We start from the raw sequence: 21,144 nt of genomic DNA, 5'->3' as shown, positions 1-21,144 counted from the left end.
TCACGAGCACACTCGGGGCACTTGACGAGCGCTGTCAGGGGTGTCAGCGCGCGTAGAACGGTGCCCCTCTTGTAGTGACAAGTGGACTCATGAGGAGGAACCCATGCGTGGTGCCAAGAGCGCCAAGTGGGTCGCGGGAGCGATCGTTGTCGCCCTGGCGGCCACTGCCTGTGGTGGCGGCAGCGGTGAAGAGGGCAAGAAGAACCCGGCCGGCAAGCCTGCCGGTTACGTCTCGATCGACGTCGGCGAGCCGCAGAAGCCGCTGATCCCGGCCGACACGAACGAGACCAACGGCTCGTACGTGATCCAGTCGCTCTTCACGCAGCTGCTGGACTTCGACGCCAAGGGCGAGATCGTCTACACCAACGCCGAGTCGGTGGAGACGACGGACTCGAAGACCTGGACCGTCAAGCTGAAGTCCGGCTGGAAGTTCCACAACGGCGAGGCCGTCACCGCGCAGTCGTACGTCGACGCGTGGAACTGGTACGCGAACATCAAGAACAACCAGCAGAACAGCTTCTGGTTCGCGGACATCGCCGGCTACGACGACGTGCACCCCGAGAAGGGTGACCCGAAGGCCGACAAGATGTCCGGTCTGAAGGTCGTGGACGACACCACCTTCACGATCGAGCTGAAGGACAAGGTCCCGTACTTCAACTACAAGCTCGGCTACGCGACGTTCGCGCCGCTGCCGAAGGTGTTCTACGACGACCCGAAGGCGTTCGGCCAGAAGCCGATCGGCAACGGTCCGTACAAGTTCGAGAAGTGGACCCACAAGAAGCTCATCCAGGTTGCGGCCAACCCTGACTACCAGGGCCCCAACAAGGCTGCGAACAAGGGCATCCAGTTCAAGAACTACGCGACCCTCGAGGCCGCGTACCAGGACGTCGTCTCCGGCAACCTGGACATCATCCGCCAGGTCGGCCCGACGGACCTGCCGAAGTACAAGCAGGACCTGGGTGACGGCGCCATCGAGCAGCCGTACGCGGCCATCCAGTCGCTGGTCCCGGCGTTCTACAGCAAGACGTTCAAGGACATCGACCCCAAGGTCCTCCAGGGTCTGTCCATGGCGATCGACCGTGAGACGATCACCAAGACCGTCCTGAACAACACCCGTACCCCCGCGACGAGCTTCACGCCGCCGCAGGTCAAGGGCAACCAGGACCTGGGTACGGACGTCTTCACGTTCAACCCGACGAAGGCCAAGCAGCTCATCACCGAGGGCGGCGGCGTCCCGGAGAACAAGCTGTTCATCCAGTACAACAGCGACGGCGGCCACAAGGAGTGGGTGACCGCGGTCTGCGAGTCCATCCGCAAGGCGACCGGTGTCGACTGCGTCGGCGACGCCAAGCCGGACTTCCCCACGGACCTCGAGGCCCGTGACAACGACCAGGTGAAGTCGATGTACCGCGGTGGCTGGGTGGCCGACTACCCCGTCAACGTGAACTTCCTCAAGGAGCTGTACCACACCAACGCCGAGTCCAACAACGGTCGTTTCTCCGACAAGGAGATCGACAAGATGATGGAGGACGCGGACAAGGCCAGCTCCCTGGACGAGGCCGTGAAGGGCTACCAGGCGGTCGAGAAGAAGCTTCTCGAGAAGATGCCGGCGATCCCGCTGTGGTACTACCGCATCAACGGTGGCCACGGTAAGGGCGTCGACAACGTCGCGGTCGACTTCCACGGTGACCTCGAGCTCACCGGAGTCACCGTCAAGTAAGCGCCTGCGGGCCTCATCCCCACTCGGCCGTCACCCGCCGCCGTCGGACATCCGGCGGCGGCGGTGGTCCGGGGGCCGTCCCGTGCGGACGGCCCCCGGACCCAGTTAACCCCTCACGGAGGCACCCATGGGGCGCTACGTCGCACGACGACTGCTCCAGATGATCCCGGTGTTCATCGGGTCAACCTTTTTGATCTTCGCCATGATGTTCGCGCTGCCCGGCGACCCCGTCAGAGCGCTCATGGGGGACCAGGCTTTCGACCCCGCCGTGGTCGAGGCCATTCGCCATGACCGCGGTCTCGACCTGCCGCTGTGGCAGCAGTACCTGAAGTACCTCTTCGAGCTGGTTCAGGGGAACTTCGGCACGGAGATCGCAAGCCAGCGTCCCATCGCCGACATCATCGCGCAGGCGTTCCCGGTCACCATCCGGCTCACGCTCTTCGCGTTCACCTTCACGGTGGTCGTCGGCATCGGCCTCGGCATCATCGCGGGTCTGCGTCCCGAGTCCGTGCGGGACCGGGGGCTCCTCGCCCTCACCCTCGTGCTGATCTCGATGCCCTCCTTCGTGCTGGGCTACCTGATGCAGTACCTGTTCGCCTTCAAGTGGGGGATCACCACCCCGACCGTGCAGGACTCCGAGAGCTTCGGAGACCTCCTGCTGCCGGCGATCGTTCTGGGTTCGCTGTCCCTCGCCTACGTGGCACGGCTGACCCGTACCTCGATGGCGGAGAACCTGCGCGCCGACTACATGCGCACCGCGGTCGCCAAGGGCCTGCCGCGACGCCGGATCATCGGCGTCCACCTGATGCGCAACTCGCTCGTCCCGGTGGTCACCTTCCTCGGCACCGACATCGGCAACCTGATGACCGGCGCCATCGTCACCGAGGGCATCTTCAACGTCCAGGGCGTCGGTGACGCGATCTACGAGGCACTCTTCCGCCGCGAGGGCGCGACCGTCGTCGGCATCGCCTCCCTGATCGTCCTCGTCTACCTGCTCGCCAGCCTGCTCGTCGACCTGCTTTACGCGGTCCTGGACCCGAGGATCCGGTATGCCTGAGAAGACCGCAGCCACCGCGGCGTCCACCGGGGCCGAGAAGGTCACCAGCACCGCTGCCGCTCCCGACACCGCGCTGGTCACCGGGGCGCCCAAGCCGGACAAGGCCCGCAGCCTGTGGTCCGACGCCTGGCACGACCTGCGCCGCAACCCGCTGTTTTTGATCTCGGCGGGTCTGATCGTCCTCCTCGTCGTCATCTCCGCGTTCCCGGGCCTGTTCACCAGCGCCTCGCCGCGCGACGCCGACCTGGCGAACCACTACCTCGGCCAGCCGAACTGGAGCCACTTCTTCCAGGCGGACTGGTTCGGTTACGACGGCCAGGGCCGCTCGATCTACGCCCGCGTCGTCTACGGCGCCCGCGCCTCGATCATCGTCGGCGTCGGCGTCACCGCCCTGGTGACCGTCCTCGGCACCCTGGTCGGCATGATCGCCGGTTACTTCGGCGGCTGGATCGACACCCTGCTGTCCCGCCTCACCGACATCTTCATGGGCATCCCGTTCCTGCTGGGCGCGCTCGTCGTCCTCACCAGCTTCGAGAAGCGCGCCATCTGGGTCGTCATCCTCGCCCTGGTGTTCCTGGGCTGGACCCAGATCGCCCGTGTCGCCCGCGGTTCGGTCATCACCATCAAGCAGGCGGACTACGTGGTGGCCGCCAAGGCGCTCGGCGCCTCGACCACCCGCATCCTGACCCGGCACGTGCTGCCCAACGCGCTCGCGCCGATCATCGTCGTCGCGACCATCGCGCTCGGTGGCTACATCGCCGCGGAGGCGACGCTCTCCTTCCTCGGTGTCGGCCTCGCCGAACCGACGGTCTCGTGGGGCGTCGACGTGTCCAGTGGACGTGAGCAGCTGCGTAACGCACCCCACGTGCTGATCATCCCGTCGGTGATGGTCTCGATCACGGTGCTCTCGTTCCTGATGTTCGGCGATGCGGTTCGCAACGCCCTCGACCCCAAGCTGCGCTGAGGAGGGCGTACGACGTGACCATCATCGATAAGACAGCAAGCGTCCCGGCGCCCCGCGAGGGCGGCGAGGCATCCGGTCCACTGCTCGAAGTGCGCGACCTGCACGTCGAGTTCCACACCCGTGACGGTGTCGCCAAGGCCGTCAACGGCGTGAACTACAGCGTGGACTCCGGCGAGACCCTGGCGGTGCTCGGCGAGTCCGGCTCCGGCAAGTCGGTCACCGCCCAGGCCATCATGGGCATCCTCGACATGCCCCCCGGCAAGATCCCGCACGGACAGATCCTGTTCCGCGGCGAGGACATGCTCACCATGAGCAACGAGGAGCGGCGGAAGATCCGCGGCCGGAAGATCGCGATGATCTTCCAGGACGCGCTGTCCTCCCTCAACCCGGTCCTCTCCGTGGGCTACCAGCTCGGCGAGATGTTCCGCGTCCACCAGGGCCTGTCCAAGAAGGACGCCAAGGCCAAGGCCATCGAGCTGATGGACAAGGTCAAGATCCCGGCCGCCAAGGCCCGGGTCGGCGACTACCCCCACCAGTTCTCCGGCGGTATGCGCCAGCGCATCATGATCGCCATGGCGCTGGCTCTCGAGCCGGACCTGATCATCGCCGACGAGCCGACCACCGCGCTCGACGTGACCGTCCAGGCCCAGGTCATGGACCTGCTCGCGGAGCTCCAGCGCGAGTACAACATGGGCCTGATCCTGATCACCCATGACCTCGGCGTCGTCGCCGACGTCGCCGACAAGATCGCCGTGATGTACGCGGGCCGGATCGTCGAGACCGCGCCCGTGCACGAGCTGTACAAGCGGCCGGCGCACCCGTACACCCGGGGTCTGCTCGACTCGATCCCGCGCCTGGACCAGAAGGGCCAGGAGCTGTACGCGATCAAGGGTCTGCCGCCCAACCTGCTGAAGATCCCCACCGGTTGCGCCTTCAACCCGCGCTGCCCCAAGGCGGACGACATCTGCCGTACGGAGATCCCGGCTCTGGCGCCGGTGACAGAGCAGGACGGCAGCGATCTGCCCGGCCGCGGCAGCGCGTGCCACTTCTGGAAGGAGACGATCCATGGCTGAGCTCAAGAAGACGAACGAGGCCGTGGACGCGACCCCGAACGTGACCGAGGTGGAGACCGTCGAGGTCACCTCGGAGGAGGCGGCCGTCGCGGCCCTCGACGCCACGGTCGAGCGCGGTGAGCCGATCCTCCAGGTGCGCAACCTGGTCAAGCACTTCCCGCTGACCCAGGGCATCCTGTTCAAGCGTCACGTCGGCGCGGTCAAGGCCGTGGACGGGATCTCCTTCGACCTCTACCAGGGCGAGACCCTCGGCATCGTCGGCGAGTCCGGCTGTGGCAAGTCCACCGTCGCCAAGCTGCTGATGACGCTGGAGAAGGCGACCGCCGGCGAGGTCTTCTACAAGGGCCAGGACATCACCAAGCTGTCGGGGCGTGCGCTGAAGGCCGTGCGCCGCAACATCCAGATGGTGTTCCAGGACCCGTACACCTCGCTCAACCCGCGTATGACGGTCGGCGACATCATCGGCGAGCCCTTCGACATCCACCCCGAGGTGGCCCCGAAGGGTGACCGGCGCCGCAAGGTGCAGGAGCTGCTGGACGTCGTCGGTCTCAACCCGGAGTACATCCACCGCTACCCGCACCAGTTCTCCGGCGGTCAGCGCCAGCGCATCGGCATCGCCCGCGGCCTCGCGCTCAACCCGGAGATCATCATCTGCGACGAGCCGGTCTCCGCGCTGGACGTGTCCGTCCAGGCGCAGGTCGTCAACCTGATGGAGAAGCTGCAGGACGAGTTCAACCTCTCCTACGTCTTCATCGCCCACGACCTGTCGATCGTCCGGCACATCTCGGACCGGGTCGGCGTGATGTACCTCGGCAAGATGGCCGAGATCGGCACCGACGTGCAGATCTACGACCACCCGACGCACCCCTACACCCAGGCGCTGCTGTCGGCGGTCCCGGTTCCGGACCCCGAGGCGCGCGAGGGCCGGGAGCGGATCATCCTCACCGGTGACGTCCCGTCGCCGGCCAACCCGCCCTCGGGCTGCCGCTTCCGCACCCGTTGCTGGAAGGCGGAGGACAAGTGCGCCACCGAGGTGCCGCTGCTCGCGGTCCCGGAGCGCTTCAAGGGCCAGGACACCCCGGCCGCGCACGAGTCGGCGTGCCACTTCGCCGAGGAGAAGGACGTCGTCCACGCGGCGTAGTCCCCTCGTCGGCGCAGGGCGCCCGTTCCCTCCGGGGAGCGGGCGCCTTCGTCGTGTCCGGCGGGCCGCGGGACGGTGCGGTGGCGGGGCGGGACGGTGCGGTGGCGGGCGGGGCGGGAAAAGCCTTTGCGCCGGTGCGGGCCCGCACCGGAAGGTGTCCGGATGGACGACTTGACCGACCGGACCGGCCGCCGCGTCACGCTGTGCCCGGTCGACGACGACAACTGGCGGGCCGTCGCGGACATCGCGCCGCGGGACGAGCAACGGACCTTCGTGGCGGCCCTCGCCGCCCGGTATCTGCTGCTGTCGATGCGCGGCGGGGTCTGGACCTCGCTCGGTGTCCTCGCCGACGACACGGTGGTCGGCCACGTCATGTGGGCGTACGACGAGGAGGACGGGACGCACTGGGTCGGCGGACTGATCGTCGACGCGGACGAGCAGGGCAGGGGCGTGGGCCGGCAGGCGATGACCGCGCTGATCAGGATGCTGTCGAAGCGCCCGGACTGCCAGGAGATACGGCTCTCGTACCACCCCCACAACACCGGCGCGGCGAAGCTCTACAACTCCCTCGGCTTCACCCCGACAGGGGCGTTCGAGGACGACGAGACAGTGGTGGGCCTCGCGGTCCGGCAGGCCTAGCCACCACGGCGGCGAAAATCCGTTGCGGGGACGTGGCCGGGACGCGAACAGTGGCGGTATGCCACTCACCGTCCGGCCCGCGACACTCGCGGACGCACCCTCCATATGCGCCCTGCTGAACGCCATCGACATCGAGGAGATCGGCCGGGCGGACACCGAGCTGCACACGGTCGAGACCGACCTCGCCCACCCCGAGGTGGACCTCGCCCAGGACTCCTGGCTGGTGCACGAGGAGGGCGACCTCGTGGCGTACGGGATCATCTGGAGCGATTCCGGTGACGGCGACATCGGCGTCGACCACTACGTGCTCCCCGGCCGGCCGGACGCGGCAGTGCCGGTGCTGGAGCGGATCGAGGCGCGCGCCGCCGCGAAGGCGGCCGCGGCCGGCGTGGAGCGGGCCGTGCTCCATCTGAACCTCAACGTCCGGCCCACGCTCGACACCGCGCTCCTCGGCGCCCGCGGCTGGCGCACCGTGCGCCGCCACCACGTCATGACCCGGCCGCTGAGCGAGGCCGACCGGGTGCCGGAGCCGCCCGCCGGTGTGCGTCTGCGCGACTGCACCGCCGACGCCGACCACCGGATCGCCCACGCCCTGGTGGAGGAGACCTTCGCGGAGCACTTCGACCACCACCCGCGGACCTACGAGCAGTGGCTGGCCGACCTCGGGCCACGGGACCGGTCGCTGATGTGGATCGCCGGCGTCGAGGGCGAAGGCGACATGGCCGTCCTGCTGACCAGGGACGACAAGGAATCCATGGGCTGGATCGGGAACCTCGGTGTGCGGAAGCAGGCCCGCGGCCGCGGTCTCGGCAGCCATCTGCTGCGCCATGCCTTCGGCACCTACGCCGCCCGCGGCCGGGACACCGTCGGCCTGGCCGTGGACACACAGAACGAGAGCCGCGCCCTTTCCCTCTACGAGGCGCACGGGATGTCCCCGCTCTATGCGATCGACACCTGGGAGCTGGTTCTGACGGTCTCTCCGGCCTCCGCCCGGGTGAGCTGAAAATGCGTTAGATCCTTTATGGGGTGATATTGGGCCCAAGTCTGACTTGGGATCTAGGAGGCACTCCATGCGCGGAGCCACCCACGCGAAGTGGGCCGCATGCGCGATCGCCGTCGCCCTCACGGCGGCGGCCTGCGGCGGCGGAAGCGACAGCGGCGGCAGTGGCGCCGACGGGATCGTGAGTTCCTCCTGGGGCGACCCGCAGAACCCCCTGGAGCCCGCCAACACCAATGAGGTGCAGGGCGGCAAGGTGCTCGCCATGATCTTCCGGGGACTCAAGCAGTACGACCCCAAGACCGGCGAGGCCAAGGACATGCTCGCCGAGAGCATCGAGACCAAGGACTCGGTCAACTTCACCGTCACCGTCAGACCCGGCTGGAAGTTCAGCAACGGCGAGGCCGTCACGGCCCGCTCCTTCGTGGACGCGTGGAACTACGGCGCCCACCTGAAGAACAACCAGCGCAACGCGTACTTCTTCGGCTACATCGACGGGTACGAGAAGGTCCACCCGGAGAAGGGGCAGCCGAGCGCGCAGACGCTGTCCGGGCTCAAGGTCACCGGCGACCGGACCTTCACCGTCAAGCTGTCGCAGAAGTTCTCCACATGGCCCGACACCCTCGGCTACGCGGCGTTCGCCCCGCTGCCGAGGGCCTTCTTCGACGACCACGACGCCTGGCTCGCCAAGCCCGTCGGCAACGGCCCCTACCTCGTCGACTCCTACGCAAGGGGATCCCAGATGTCCCTGCGCCGCTGGGACGGGTACAACGGACCCGACAAGGCGCAGAACGGCGGCATCGACCTCAAGGTCTACACCGACAACAACACCGCCTACACCGACCTGATCGCCGGCAACCTCGACCTGGTCGACGACGTACCCGCGTCCCAGCTGAAGAACGTGAAGGCGGACCTCGGCGACCGGTACATCAACACCCCCGCCGGCATCATCCAGACCCTCGCCTTCCCCTACTACGACAAGCAGTGGAACACGGCGGACGGAGCGAAGGTCCGCACCGGTCTTTCGATGGCGATCAACCGCAAGCAGATCACCGACACCATCTTCCAGCAGACCCGCACCCCCGCGAAGGACTGGACCTCGCCCGTGCTCGGCGAGGAGGGCGGCTTCGACCCGACTCTGTGCGGCAAGGCCTGCGAATACGACCCCGCGGAGGCGAAGCGGCTGATCGCCGAGGGCGGCGGCCTGCCCGGTGGCCGGGTCACCCTCACGTACAACGCGGACACCGGGTCGCACAAGGACTGGGTCGACGCCGTCTGCAACTCCATCAAGAACGCCCTCGGCAACGACCGGGCCTGCGTCGGCAACCCGGTCGGCACCTTCGCCGACTTCCGGAACCAGATCATCCAGTCCAAGATGCCGGGCCCCTTCCGGGCCGGCTGGCAGATGGACTACCCGCTGATCCAGAACTTCCTCCAGCCGCTCTACTACACCAACGCCTCGTCCAACGACGGCAAGTGGAGCAACAAGAAGTTCGACGACCTGGTCGACAAGGCCAACGCGGAGGCGGACCCGGCCGCGGCCGTCGCGGCGTTCAAGGAGGCGGAGAAGGTCGTACGGGACGAGATGGCCGCCATTCCGCTCTGGTACCAGAACGGCAGCGCCGGGTACTCCGAGCGCGTCTCGAACGTCGCACTCAATCCGTTCAGCGTCCCCGTCTACGAAGAGATCAAGGTCAACTGACGGCCGAAGGCACCCGGCCCGGCGCGCCCGCAGCGCCGGGCCGTCCCCCTTCCCACGACCCCCGGAGCCCTTCATGGGACGTTATGTGATCCGGCGTCTGCTGCAGATGGTCCCCGTCTTCTTCGGCGCCACCCTGCTGATCTTCCTCATGGTCAACGTGATGGGCGACCCCATCGCCGGGCTGTGCGGCGAGCGCCAGTGCGACCCGGCGACGGCCGCGCAGCTGCGCAAGGAGTTCGGCCTCGACAAGCCCCTGTGGCAGCAGTACGCGACCTACATGGGCAACGTCTTCACCGGAGACTTCGGCACCGCCTTCAACGGGCAGGAGGTCACCGAGCTGATGGGCGAGGCCTTCCCCGTCACGATCCGGCTCACCCTGGTGGCCATCGTCTTCGAGATCGTCATCGGCATCGCCCTCGGCGTCGTCACCGGCCTGCGCCGCGGCCGGCCGGTGGACAGCGGCGTGCTGCTGCTCACCCTCGTGGTCATCTCGGTGCCCACGTTCGTCACCGGCCTGCTGCTCCAACTGCTGCTCGGCTACAAGTGGGACATCATCGACCCGTCGGTCTCCACCGACGCGCGGCTCGACGAACTGATCGTCCCCGGCCTGGTGCTCGCCTCCGTCTCGCTGGCCTACGTCACCCGGCTGACCCGCACCTCCATCGCGGAGAACAGCCGCGCCGACTACGTCCGCACGGCGAAGGCCAAGGGCCTGCCCAGGGGCCGGGTCATCCGCAAACACCTGCTGCGCAACTCGCTCATCCCGGTGGTCACCTTCATCGGGACCGACGTCGGCGCCCTCATGGGCGGTGCGATCGTCACCGAACGGATCTTCAACATCCACGGCGTCGGCTACCAGCTCTACCAGGGCATCCTGCGCCAGAACACGCAGACCGTCGTCGGCTTCGTCAGCGTTCTCGTCATCGTCTTCCTGGTGGCGAACCTGCTGGTGGACCTTCTGTACGCCGTCCTGGACCCGAGGATCCGGTATGCCTGAGCCGCAGCAGAATCCGCACTTCGACGACCCGGGGCACACCGCCGTCGCGGCCACCGGAGCGGGCGGGGCGGCCAACCTCGCGATGGCGGAGGGCGAGACGCTGGAGAAGGCCCCCGGCGGGCCCGACGGAGCCGGCCCCGCCGGCAAGCCGCGCAGCCTCTGGTCGGACGCCTGGCGGGACCTGCGGCGCAACCCCGTCTTCATCCTCTCCGCCCTCGTCATCCTCTTCCTGATCGTCATCTCCCTGTGGCCCTCCCTGATCGCCTCCGGCAACCCGCAGTCGTGCGATCTGGCCAAGGCACAACAGGGCTCCCAGCCCGGTCACCCCTTCGGTTTCAACGGGCAGGGCTGCGACGTCTACACCCGTACGGTCTACGGCGCACGGGCCTCGGTCACCGTCGGTGTCTGCGCCACCCTCGGTGTGGCGCTGCTCGGTTCCGTGCTCGGCGGGCTCGCCGGTTTCTTCGGCGGTGCCTGGGACGCCGTGCTGTCCCGGCTCACCGACGTCTTCTTCGGCATCCCCGTCGTGCTCGGCGGTCTGGTGCTGCTGTCCGTCATCACCAGCAGCACCGTCTGGCCCGTGGTCGGCTTCATGGTGCTGCTCGGCTGGCCGCAGATCTCCCGCATCGCACGCGGCAGCGTCATCACCGCCAAGCAGAACGACTACGTGCAGGCCGCCCGAGCCCTCGGCGCCTCCAGCTCACGGATGCTGCTGCGGCACATCGCCCCCAACGCCGTCGCGCCGGTGATCGTCGTGGCGACCATCGCCCTGGGCACCTACATCTCGCTGGAGGCCACGCTGTCCTTCCTGGGCGTCGGGCTCAAGCCGCCGACGGTCTCCTGGGGGATCGACATCTCCTCGGCCTCCCCGTACATCCGCAACGCCCCGCACATGCTGCTGTGGCCCGCCGGCGCGCTGGCGATCACGGTGCTGGCCTTCATCATGCTCGGCGACGCGGTACGCGACGCCCTCGATCCCAAGCTGCGCTGACCGCCCAAGGAGCCGCCATGCCCGCCACGTCCTACGAGGCCGTGATGTCCGCGGAACCGGACACGCCAGGCCGTCTGCTCGACGTACGCGACCTGCACGTGGAGTTCCGCACCCGCGACGGCGTGGCCAGAGCCGTCAACGGCGTGAACTACACCGTCGACGCCGGAGAGACGCTCGCGGTGCTGGGCGAGTCGGGGTCGGGCAAGTCCGTCACCGCCCAGACCGTCATGGGCATCCTCGACATGCCGCCCGGCAGGATCACCGGTGGCGAGATCCTCTTCAAGGGCCAGGACCTGCTGAAGATGCGGGAGGACGAACGGCGGAAGATCAGGGGCGCCGGAATGGCCATGATCTTCCAGGACGCCCTGTCCTCCCTCAACCCCGTACTGAGCGTGGGGGACCAGCTGGGGGAGATGTTCATCGTCCATCAGGGCCTGTCCCGCAAGGACGCGAAGGCCAGGGCCGTCGAGCTGATGGACCGGGTCCGCATCCCCGCGGCCAAGGAACGCGTGGGCCAGTACCCGCACCAGTTCTCCGGCGGAATGCGCCAGCGGATCATGATCGCGATGGCACTCTCCCTGGAACCGGACCTGATCATCGCCGACGAGCCGACCACAGCGCTCGACGTGACCGTCCAGGCACAGGTGATGGACCTGCTGGCCGAGCTCCAGCGCGAACTGGACATGGGGCTGATCCTGATCACCCACGACCTCGGTGTCGTCGCCGACGTCGCGGACAAGATCGCGGTGATGTACGCAGGGCGGATCGTGGAGACCGCCCCCGTCCACGACATCTACCGGGCACCCGCCCACCCGTACACCAAGGGCCTGCTCGAGTCGATCCCGCGCCTGGACCAGAAGGGGAAGGAGCTCTACGCCATCAAGGGCCTGCCGCCCAATTTGATGCACATCCCGCCCGGCTGCGCCTTCAACCCGCGCTGCCCGATGGCCCAGGACGTGTGCCGGACCGACGTACCGCCGCTGTACGAGGTGAACGAGCAGCGCGGCAGCGCGTGCCACTTCTGGGAGGCGGCCATCCATGGCTGAGGCGATCCTCGAGGTGCGCGACCTGGTCAAGCACTACCCGCTGACCCGCGGCATCCTCTTCAAGAAACACGTCGGCGCGGTCAAGGCGGTCGACGGCGTCGACCTCGACCTGTTCGCCGGAGAGACCCTCGGCATCGTGGGGGAGTCGGGCTGCGGCAAGTCCACGCTCGCCAAGATGCTGGTCCACCTGGAGCGGCCCACGGCGGGCGCCATCCGCTACAAGGGCGAGGACATCACCAAGCTGTCGGGGCGCGCGCTGAAGGCGGTCCGCCGCAACATCCAGATGGTGTTCCAGGACCCGTACACCTCGCTCAACCCGCGGATGACGGTCGGCGACATCATCGGCGAGCCGTACGAGATCCACCCGGAGGTGGCCCCCAAGGGCTCCCGCAGGCAGAAGGTCCAGGAACTGCTGGACGTCGTCGGGCTCAATCCCGAGTACATCAACCGCTATCCGCACCAGTTCTCCGGCGGCCAGCGCCAGCGCATCGGCATCGCCCGGGGGCTCGCCCTGCGGCCCGAGGTCATCGTGGCCGACGAGCCGGTCTCCGCACTGGACGTGTCCGTCCAGGCGCAGGTCATCAACCTGCTGGACACACTGCAGAGCGAGTTCTCGCTCAGCTATGTGTTCATCGCACATGACCTGTCGATCGTCCGGCACATCTCGGACCGGGTCGGCGTGATGTACCTGGGACGGATCGTCGAGATCGGGCGGGACGCCGAGATCTACGACCACCCCACCCACCCCTACACCCAGGCCCTGCTCTCCGCCGTGCCCGTGCCCGACCCTCGGGCGCGCGAGCACCGAGAGAGGATCATCCTCACGGGGGACGTGCCGTCGCCCACCAACATCCCTTCCGGCTGCCGCTTCCGCACCCGCTGCTGGAAGGCCCAGGAGCGGTGCGCGCGGGAGGTTCCGCTGCTCGCCGTGCCGCCGCACCTGGAGCAGGCGGCAGGGCCGGCGCACCACCCGTCGGCATGCCACTTCGCGGAGGAGAAGCATGTGGTGCCCAGCGGCGTGGCGCCGGACGACGGCGGCGGCACGAAATCCCTGTGAATCCCCGCCGGTTGTGGGCCAGTTCATTTAACACCGCCGCAACTCGGGCGTCGCAGGTCCGATATACGGACGCCTCACGCTGAGGAACGTACGGCCGTGCGGGTGCCGTAGACCGGCCGGGACCGCGCCATGCGGACCCGGCCGGTCCTTGCCCGTCCCCGTTCCGGTTGTCCGGAACTGTCCGGTCCCCGCCTTGTCCCGCCCCTGGCCGGTATGCAGGATCGTCGATGTGACTCTTACGCGGGGGGCCAGGATCACGGGAGCGGCGCTGTGCGGCGTGCTCGCCCTGATCACGGGAGCGTGGATCGTCAGGGACATCTCGGTGTCCGGCGGGCTCGAGGGACTGTGGCGCTACTGGGCCTCTGACCCCCGGCGGGAGTGGCGGATCGCCCAGCAGGCCACCTCGCCGCTCGACGGCGCGCTTCTGGCGGTGTACGCGGGCGTCGGCGTCGCCGTGCTGCGCTCGTCGGTGGCGGCCTCCGCGCTGGTCGCAGCCGCGGTGTTCACCCTCGCCGTCCGGCTGCCCAGCCTGTGGGTCCTGACCGCCTCCTGGGCGTATCTCCAGCCCACCGACTCGATCCGCACCCGCGCGCTGTTCAGCACCTTCGCCGTGCTGGGGCTGGCCGTCGGGCTCGTCATCACGGCCGTGGCGGGAAGACGCCCGGCAGAGGCGCACGACGACCAGGGCCCGCGCGCCGCCCCGCACCGCCGGACGCCCGCCGGGCCGACCGTCGTGGTGGCCTGGCTCGCCGGCGCGCTCCTGCTCCTGGAGGCCGCCCTGGTCACGGCCTGGCAGCTCCGCTTCGGCTACCAGTTCGGGCCGGAGGTGTACCTCGACAGCCTGGTCGGCGGCGAGCGGGTCGGGCAGCGGCTGCTGGCGCCGCCGTCGGGCTGGCTGGCGGCCACGACCGTCGTCCTCGGCCTCACCGCGGGCGTGGGCCTGCTGGCCAGGGCCGTGTACTCCCGGCCGCTGGGAGCAGTCGTCGCCGTGGCCGTGCTCGCCTCCGGAGCGGTCGGCGTGGACGCCGCCGTCCGGCTGCGGATCCTCCAGCACTTCGGCCGAGCGCCGCTGGAGTACCAACTGCTCGTCGCAACCTCCGTGTTCGAGCTGGTCGCGGGGCTCCTGCTGATCGTCCTCCTCACGCGCCGCGGCGAGAGCGGACCGGCGGGCGGGTCCGGGGCGACCTCGGGCTACGGGTATCCGCAGCCCGCCCCCGGCTACGGCTATCCGCCGGCCCGGCCCGGATACGGGTATCCGCCCTCCGCGCCGCCCGGTTACGGCTACCCCCACCCGGGCTCACCGCCCGGCTCCCCGTCCGGCGGCGGGTTCGGGCCCCCGCCGCCGTCGTCACCGCCGCCGAACTGGTAGTCCCGGTGTCACGCCCGACCCAGCGACCGCTTGAGGAAGTCGACCTGGAGAAGCAGCAGGTTCTCCGCGATCTGCTCCTGCGGCGTCATGTGCGTCACCCCGGTCAGCGGCAGCACCTCGTGCGCCCGGCCTGCGGCCAGCAGCGCCGACGAGAGCCGCAGCGTGTGGGCCATGACGACATTGTCGTCGGCCAGACCGTGGACGATCATCAACGGCCGCGCCGGGCCCTCCGCGGACGTCAACCCGGCATCGGTCACCAGCGAGTTCGCCGCGTACGCCGCGGACTGCGCGGCCGGGTCGCCCAGATAGCGCTCCGTGTAGTGGGTGTCGTAGAGCCTCCAGTCGGTGACCGGGGCGCCCGCCACCGCCGCGTGGAAGACGTCGGGGCGGCGCAGCACCGCCATGGCCGCCAGGTAACCGCCGTACGACCAGCCGCGGATCGCCACCCGGTCGAGGTCGAGCGGGAAGGAACCGGCCAGTGACTGCAGCGCCTCGATCTGGTCGTCCAGCGTCGGCGTGAAGTCGCCCACGACCGCCTTCTCCCAGCCGGGGGAGCGGCCCGGAGTGCCCCGGCCGTCGGCGACGACCACGGCGAAACCCTGATCGGCGAACCACTGCGAGGTCAGGTACGGATTGTGCGCCGCGAGCACGCGCTGGCCATGAGGTCCCCCGTACGGGTCCATCAGCACCGGCAGCGGACCGTCCGCATCCCGGTGGCCGGACGGCAGCAGCACCGCGCACGGGATCCGGCGGGCGCCCGCCTCGGTCAGCGTCGGCCGGGCACGCAGCACCGGCTCCTCGGCGTGCGAGGCCACCACCGCGACCTGCTTGCCGTCCCTGAGCACCTGGACGAGCGCGCCGCTGACGTCCGTACGCGACGAGGCCAGGACGGTCACCCCGCCCCCGCGCACCGCCGCGTGGACCCCCGGGCCGTCGGACACACGCTCGACGCCCAGCTCGTTCACCCGGTACACATGGATCTCGCCGGTCTCCGGCTCCGCGGAGTCCGCACCCGCCGCCGCGGAGACCAGCACGTCGCTCTCGCCGATGTCGAGCACCGCGCGCAGCTGCAGCTGCGCGCCGGTCAGCACCCGGTCGCCCACGGCGAGCACCCGCGCTCCGCCCTCGTCGGCGATGCGCACCAGCCGCCCGCCGCCGAAGCCCTGCTCGTAGGAGGACTCAGGGGCCCAGGCCGGGACGCCGGAGAAGAGTTCCAGCCAGGCCTCGTCCTCGTCCACGTGCACCGTCCGGGTCGAGCCGGACTCCGGGTCCACGGCCAGATACAGCTGGGTGCGCTGGTCCCGCGACTGCACGAGCAGCAGCGGAGGGCCGGCGGCGGACCAGTGCACCCGCGCCAGATAGGGGTAGCGCTCGCGGTCCCAGGTCACCTCCGTGCGGTTCCCGTCCAGAGCGACGAAGAACAGCCGGACGGTGGCGTTGGGCGTCCCGGCGGCCGGATAGGCGACCTTCGAGGGCTCCTGGTCCGGCTGCGCCGGATCGGGGATCCACCAGCGCCGCACGTCCCGCTCGTCGGCGCGGGCGACGAGCAGCCGGTCCGAGTCCGGTGACCACCAGAAGCCGCGTGAACGGCCCATCTCCTCCGCCGCGATGAACTCCGCGAGGCCGTACGTGGTGTGCTCGTCCTCCGGCTCCGCGAGGGCACGGTCCTCCTCGCCCTCCGCGCCCGTCACACGCAGCGCGCCGCCGGCCACGTACGCGACCAGCCGGCCGTCGGGGGACGGCCGCGGGTCGAGCACCGGCCCCGGCGTGGGGAGTTCACGCGCGGTCCCCGCCCGCAGCTCCGCGGTGAACAGCCGCCCGGACAGGGTGAACGCCGCCAACTCGACCGCTCGGTCCACCGCGTAGGCGACGATCCCGGCCGACCCTTCCCTGCTGCGCTCGCGCCGTGCTCGTTCCTCGGCGGAGAGCTCCTCGGCGATGCCGCCCAGCAACTCCCGCGGATCGGCGGCAGGCCGCTCCTGCGGCGGGCCGTGGCCCTCGAGATCGAGCACCCACAGCAGTCCCGAACGGTCCGTTCCGGAGGACGAGCGCAGAAAGACCACGCGTGAACCGTCCGGCGACACCGTGAAGGCGCGGGGGGCGCCCAGCGTGAAGCGCTGCGTCCGCGCGGACTGACGCGGGAAGGAGAGGGGTTGCGTCGACGTCATGCGACCGAACCTTAGGGGGTGTGCGCCCCCATGTGCTGCCGTGCACCGATCGATGCACAGGCACGGATAGTTATGATCCGTAGCGCAAGGTGGGTATGAACCTCCTGGCACATGTCCTGGCACATGCAACTGGCCCGTCCCGACCGAATATCTGTGGAGGTGAACCGCCGTGGCACTCTCGATTTCGGCGGTGGTGCTGCTGGCGATCGTCGTCTTCCTGCTGATCCGGAAAGCCGGGCTGAAGGGGGGACATGCGGCGGTCTGTGTGTTGCTCGGGTTCTACCTCGCCAGCTCGTCGGTCGCGCCGACCATCACCGAGCTGACGACGAACGTCGCGGGGATGCTCGGGGGCATCAAGTTCTGACCGCCCGTTCTAGGGTGTCCTTCATGAAGGATCTCCCCGACCGCCGTCTGCTCCTCGTACACGCGCATCCGGACGACGAGTCGATCAACAACGGCGCCACCATGGCCCTGTACGCGGCGGCCGGCGCCCAGGTCACCCTGGTGACCTGCACCCTCGGAGAGGAGGGCGAGGTCATTCCGGCCGATCTCGCCCATCTCGCGCCGGACCGGGAGGACCGGCTCGGGCCCTACCGGGCCGGGGAGCTGGCCGCGGCGATGAAGGAGCTCGGTGTCACCGACCACCGCTTCCTCGGCGGCCAGGGGCGCTTCCGGGACTCCGGGATGATGGGGCTCGAGCAGAACCACCGCGAGGGGGCGTTCTGGAGCGCGGACGTGGACGAGGCGGCCGCGCATCTCGTCGAGGTCGTCCGTTCGGTGCGTCCGCAGGTGCTGGTGACGTACGACCCCGACGGGGGATACGGGCACCCCGACCACATCCAGACCCACCGCGTGGCGATGCGCGCCGCGACTCTCGCCGCCGAGCCCGGCTTCCGGCCGGACCTCGGAGCGCCCCACGCGATCGCCAAGATCTACTGGAACCGCGTCCCGCGCTCGGTCGCGGAGGAGGGCTTCGCCCGGCTGCGCGCCTGTGAAGCGGACTTCCCCGGTGTCGCCGAGATCGGTGACATCCCCGGTGTCGTGGACGACTCGGAGATCACGGCCGAGATCGACGGCACCGCCTACGCGGACCGCAAGGCGGCCGCGATGAGGGCGCACGCCACCCAGATCGCGGTGGACGGACCATTCTTCGCACTCTCCAACGAACTGGGGCAACCTCTCTTCACCACCGAGTACTACCAGTTGGTGGCCGGGGAATCGGGCGCGGAGCCCGGCGAGCGGGAGCACGACCTCTTCGCGGGGGTTTCGTCATGAGCGGCCGCAGTCGTGCCGGTGCCGGCCGTGCCGGCGGGGGGACCGGCAGCAGCGCCGCCGGCGGGAGCGGCGCAGGCGGCGGCGGGAGCGCGCCCGGGTCCTGGATCACCCGTCCCCCGAAGGCCCCGAAGCCCGGCCGCCTGGTGGCGTACCTCGCCCTGGTGATCCTCGGGGCGATCGTCGGCACGGCCGGCTCACTCGTCCAAGCGGCATGGATGCCGGGCGGGTTGGTGCTGGCACTGCTGGCCTCCGCCGGCCTGTTCATCGGCTCGCTGCGGGTGACGGGCTCCCAGCTCGGCGTCGCCTGCTCCGCCGTGGGCTGGCTCGCGGCGATCGTCCTGCTGAGCACCGGACGGCCCGAAGGGGACGCCATGTTCGGCGCCGGGATCGGGCCCCTCGTCTTCATGCTCGGCGGCATGGCGGTCGCTGTGATGTGTGCCACCATGTCGCGGGCGTCGCAACCGGGCGGCGGCCCGGGCCGACTTGGCGGATAGAACAACGCAGGACCCCAGCAAGCACCCGGTGCGACCGGCCCCCTAGGGTGGGTCGACCCACGGAGTGGGAAGCCGTCGAACTGACCATGCCCGTACGGTCGGCCGAAGGCCGCTTCCCACAGTCCCGGGGTGTTCGTCGGCGGCGGCCAGTATGGTGGTGCGCGCCGCCGAGCCGCCCGCAGCAGTAGCTATCCAGTAAGAAACGGGCGGCGAAGCCAACCGGGAGAACCTGCTTTGAGTCGTGAAACTGACAGTTCGTCCTCCGGCCCCCAGGGGCGCGGTGGAGCCGCGTACCCCTCCGGGACACCGCCGTACGGATCGCGCCAGTATCCGTCGCTGCACCCGCAGGACGCTCCGGACGAGGCCGCGGAGGCCCCCGAGCAGCAGCCGGAAGAGCCCAGGACCGAGACGACGCTGACCACGCGCATCCGGATCAACATCCCGGGTTCCCGGCCGATCCCGCCGGTCGTCATGCGTACGCCGATGAGCGACGTCGACGCCAGGCCCGCCTCCGGCGGTTCCGGCACGTCGGCCGGCTCCCGTGCGTCCGGCGGGCCAGGTGCGCCGGGCGGTTCCGGCGGCGCCGGTACCGCAGAGCGGGAGAGCGAGCGCACGGGCAGCACACCGCGCCCCGGAGCGGCCCGCGAGACGGCAGGTCCCGCGGGACCTGCGACCGAGGAGAAGCCCGCCACCAGCGACTGGTTCGCGCCGCGCAAGCCCGCCGCGGGCGCGACACCCGCGGCCGGTACGCCGACGCCGGGCGCGGCCGCGCCGACTTCGCCGGCCGGCCCTCCCGCGCCGGGCGGCCCCGCCGGCAACGGCGGTGCGGGTGCGTCCGGAGCGGGCGGTGCCGGTTCGGCCCCGCGTTCGGGCCTGGCGGCCCTCGCGGAGCAGGCCGGAGCCCCCGGCGCGCCCTCCGGCCCCTCGGCCCCCCGCCCCGGCGCGTCCGGCGGCGGTCCCGGTGCGCCCGGCCAGGGCAACGGCTTCGCCCCCGGCCGTAACACGCCCCCGCTGGGCGTCCGTCCGCCCGGCGCGCCGGACCGCGACGGCGGCCCCATGGGCCCCACGTCCGGCCCGGTCACCGGCAGCATGCCGCTCGGTCAGCGCCCCGGCGCCCCGGTGCCCGGCATCAACACGCCCCGGATGTCCGACGACACGGCGGTGCTCACCCCGCAGAAGCCGGCGCCCGAGGGCGACGGCGGTCACGGCCATGTCTCCGGTGACACGCTCACCAGCGGCATCCCGGTGGTCCCTGGCGGCGGACACCGCTCGCCCTTCCCGCCGCCGGGCGGACTGCAGACGGGTCCCGGGACGGGTCCCAACCCGATCCTTTCCCGGCCCGGCCCGCAGGCCGGTGACGGCGACTTCTCCGTGCCGGAGTTCCCGGCCGGCCCGGGCGGCTCCGGCGGTCCCGTCGTGCCCGGCCCCTCGGCCGAGCCGGCTGCCCGGCCCGCGCCCCGGCCCGCGCCGGCCAAGAAGGGCCGCTCCAAGCTGGTGCTCGTCGGTGCCGGCGTGGTCGGCCTGCTGGGCATCGCGTACGGCGCCGGGCTGCTGCTGAACCACTCCGACGTGCCCAAGAGCACCACGGTCCTCGGCGTCGACATCGGCGGCGGCACCAGGGACGAGGCCGTCAACAAGCTGGACGCCACGCTGGGCGAGCGCGCCAAGGCGCCGCTGCAGCTCTCCGTGGGCGGCAAGAAGGCCGAGCTGCACCCCGACAAGGCCGGCCTGTCCCTGGACAGCCAGGCCACCGTCCGCGCGGCCGCGGGCAGCGACTACAACCCGGTCTCCGTCATCGGCTCGCTCTTCGGCGGCGAGCGGGTCGCAGAGCCGGTGATCGTCGTGGACGAGGAGAAGCTGAGCGTCGCCCTCGCCGACCTCGCGGGCACCGCGGGGTCCTCCAGCGACGGCACGATCCGCTTCGAGCCCAACAAGGCCGTCGCCGTGCCCGGGAAGCCCGGGGAGACGCTGGACGTCGGCCGCTCCATGATCTCGGTCAAGGACGCGTACCGCGCCCAGGTGCAGACCGGACAGCCGGACCTGGTCGAACTCCCGGTCGCCACCCGGCAGCCGACCATCACCCAGGCCGAGCTGGACCGGGCGATGAAGGAGTTCGCGGAGCCCGCGATGTCCGGTCTGATCACGATCAAGGCGGGCGGCAAGTCGATCCAGTTCGGCCCCGCGAAGTCGCTGCCGAAGATCCTCTCCATGAAGCCGATCGACGGCAGGCTCGTCGAGGTCTACGACAAGAAGGCGATCGAGCAGCTGCTCGAGGGCGTCTTCGACGGCATCATGATCACCAAGGGTGACGGCAAGAAGCACGAGGTCTCCGCGGACGACGTGGCCCAGGCGATGGGCCCGGCGCTGCGCGGCAAGACCCCGGCGGAGCGCACCGCGGTCATCGAGCTCGACCCGAGCTGAGTCGCTTCACCGACGTGGCCCCTCGCCCGGTCC

At 70.0% G+C, this 21,144-nt stretch carries 18 protein-coding genes; 17 read left to right on the top strand and 1 reads right to left on the bottom strand.

Annotation, left to right across the window (positions count from 1 at the left end; all coding sequences use genetic code 11):
- Positions 1-103 precede the first annotated feature (103 nt).
- The 13 genes from SPRI_RS13565 (at position 104) to SPRI_RS13505 (ending at position 14,753) form a co-directional block, all read left to right on the top strand.
- Complete coding sequence (locus SPRI_RS13565) at positions 104-1,720, top strand: peptide ABC transporter substrate-binding protein (RefSeq protein WP_005312450.1); 1,617 nt, start codon at positions 104-106, stop codon at positions 1,718-1,720.
- A 127-nt stretch (positions 1,721-1,847) separates the two neighbouring features.
- Positions 1,848-2,777 (top strand): ABC transporter permease, encoded by a 930-nt coding sequence (locus SPRI_RS13560; RefSeq protein WP_005312449.1) that lies wholly within the window; start codon positions 1,848-1,850, stop codon positions 2,775-2,777.
- Entirely contained in the window at positions 2,770-3,741 is a 972-nt protein-coding gene (locus SPRI_RS13555) for an ABC transporter permease (RefSeq protein WP_005312447.1), read from the top strand. Before SPRI_RS13560 ends, SPRI_RS13555 begins: the two co-directional genes overlap by 8 nt.
- A gap of 14 nt (positions 3,742-3,755) precedes the next feature.
- Positions 3,756-4,814, top strand: coding sequence for an ABC transporter ATP-binding protein (locus SPRI_RS13550; RefSeq protein ID WP_005312446.1), 1,059 nt, complete (start codon positions 3,756-3,758; stop codon positions 4,812-4,814).
- Entirely contained in the window at positions 4,807-5,955 is a 1,149-nt protein-coding gene (locus tag SPRI_RS13545; protein ID WP_037773826.1) for an ABC transporter ATP-binding protein, read from the top strand. Before SPRI_RS13550 ends, SPRI_RS13545 begins: the two co-directional genes overlap by 8 nt.
- 162 nt (positions 5,956-6,117) lie before the next feature.
- Positions 6,118-6,594, top strand: coding sequence for a GNAT family N-acetyltransferase (locus SPRI_RS13540; RefSeq protein ID WP_005312441.1), 477 nt, complete (start codon positions 6,118-6,120; stop codon positions 6,592-6,594).
- 58 nt (positions 6,595-6,652) lie between these two features.
- The gene (locus SPRI_RS13535) at positions 6,653-7,597 is read left to right on the top strand and encodes a GNAT family N-acetyltransferase (protein WP_005312439.1); all 945 of its coding nucleotides are present in this window, start codon (positions 6,653-6,655) and stop codon (positions 7,595-7,597) included.
- A 67-nt stretch (positions 7,598-7,664) separates the two neighbouring features.
- On the top strand, positions 7,665-9,293 hold the full coding sequence (locus tag SPRI_RS13530) for a peptide ABC transporter substrate-binding protein (RefSeq protein WP_005312437.1): 1,629 nt from the start codon (positions 7,665-7,667) through the stop codon (positions 9,291-9,293).
- Positions 9,294-9,366: 73 nt separating this feature from the next.
- Positions 9,367-10,290, top strand: coding sequence for an ABC transporter permease (locus SPRI_RS13525; protein WP_005312435.1), 924 nt, complete (start codon positions 9,367-9,369; stop codon positions 10,288-10,290).
- Positions 10,283-11,281, top strand: a complete 999-nt coding sequence (locus tag SPRI_RS13520; protein WP_005312433.1) for an ABC transporter permease — start codon at positions 10,283-10,285, stop codon at positions 11,279-11,281. Before SPRI_RS13525 ends, SPRI_RS13520 begins: the two co-directional genes overlap by 8 nt.
- 44 nt (positions 11,282-11,325) lie before the next feature.
- Positions 11,326-12,327 carry an ABC transporter ATP-binding protein gene (locus SPRI_RS13515; RefSeq protein ID WP_037776332.1) on the top strand — a complete coding sequence of 334 codons (1,002 nt, stop codon included), beginning with the start codon at positions 11,326-11,328 and terminating at the stop codon, positions 12,325-12,327.
- Positions 12,320-13,384 carry an ABC transporter ATP-binding protein gene (locus SPRI_RS13510; protein ID WP_005312429.1) on the top strand — a complete coding sequence of 355 codons (1,065 nt, stop codon included), beginning with the start codon at positions 12,320-12,322 and terminating at the stop codon, positions 13,382-13,384. Before SPRI_RS13515 ends, SPRI_RS13510 begins: the two co-directional genes overlap by 8 nt.
- Positions 13,385-13,613: 229 nt before the next feature.
- Entirely contained in the window at positions 13,614-14,753 is a 1,140-nt protein-coding gene (locus SPRI_RS13505; protein ID WP_037773825.1) for a hypothetical protein, read from the top strand.
- An 8-nt stretch (positions 14,754-14,761) separates the two neighbouring features.
- On the opposite strand, the gene SPRI_RS13500 is transcribed toward SPRI_RS13505, so the two are convergent.
- On the bottom strand, positions 14,762-16,921 hold the full coding sequence (locus SPRI_RS13500; protein WP_005312425.1) for a prolyl oligopeptidase family serine peptidase: 2,160 nt from the start codon (positions 16,919-16,921) through the stop codon (positions 14,762-14,764).
- Positions 16,922-17,090: 169 nt separating this feature from the next.
- Here SPRI_RS13500 and SPRI_RS13495 point away from each other — a divergent pair, with 169 nt between their 5' ends.
- The 4 genes from SPRI_RS13495 (at position 17,091) to SPRI_RS13480 (ending at position 21,111) form a co-directional block, all read left to right on the top strand.
- Positions 17,091-17,285: a hypothetical protein gene (locus SPRI_RS13495; RefSeq protein WP_005312422.1), complete on the top strand. Its 195-nt coding sequence runs from the start codon at positions 17,091-17,093 to the stop codon at positions 17,283-17,285.
- A 23-nt stretch (positions 17,286-17,308) separates the two neighbouring features.
- Entirely contained in the window at positions 17,309-18,196 is an 888-nt protein-coding gene (gene mshB / locus SPRI_RS13490; RefSeq protein WP_005312419.1) for an N-acetyl-1-D-myo-inositol-2-amino-2-deoxy-alpha-D-glucopyranoside deacetylase, read from the top strand.
- Positions 18,193-18,690, top strand: coding sequence for a DUF6113 family protein (locus tag SPRI_RS13485; RefSeq protein WP_005312416.1), 498 nt, complete (start codon positions 18,193-18,195; stop codon positions 18,688-18,690). Before mshB ends, SPRI_RS13485 begins: the two co-directional genes overlap by 4 nt.
- 234 nt (positions 18,691-18,924) lie before the next feature.
- Positions 18,925-21,111 (top strand): hypothetical protein, encoded by a 2,187-nt coding sequence (locus SPRI_RS13480; RefSeq protein ID WP_053556964.1) that lies wholly within the window; start codon positions 18,925-18,927, stop codon positions 21,109-21,111.
- Positions 21,112-21,144: the final 33 nt, after the last annotated feature.

The sequence above is a fragment of the Streptomyces pristinaespiralis genome, assembly GCF_001278075.1.
Classification (GTDB): Bacteria; Actinomycetota; Actinomycetes; order Streptomycetales; family Streptomycetaceae; genus Streptomyces; species Streptomyces pristinaespiralis.
The sequence above is the reverse complement of the archived record's forward strand: the minus strand, read 5'-3'. Positions and strand labels throughout refer to the sequence as shown.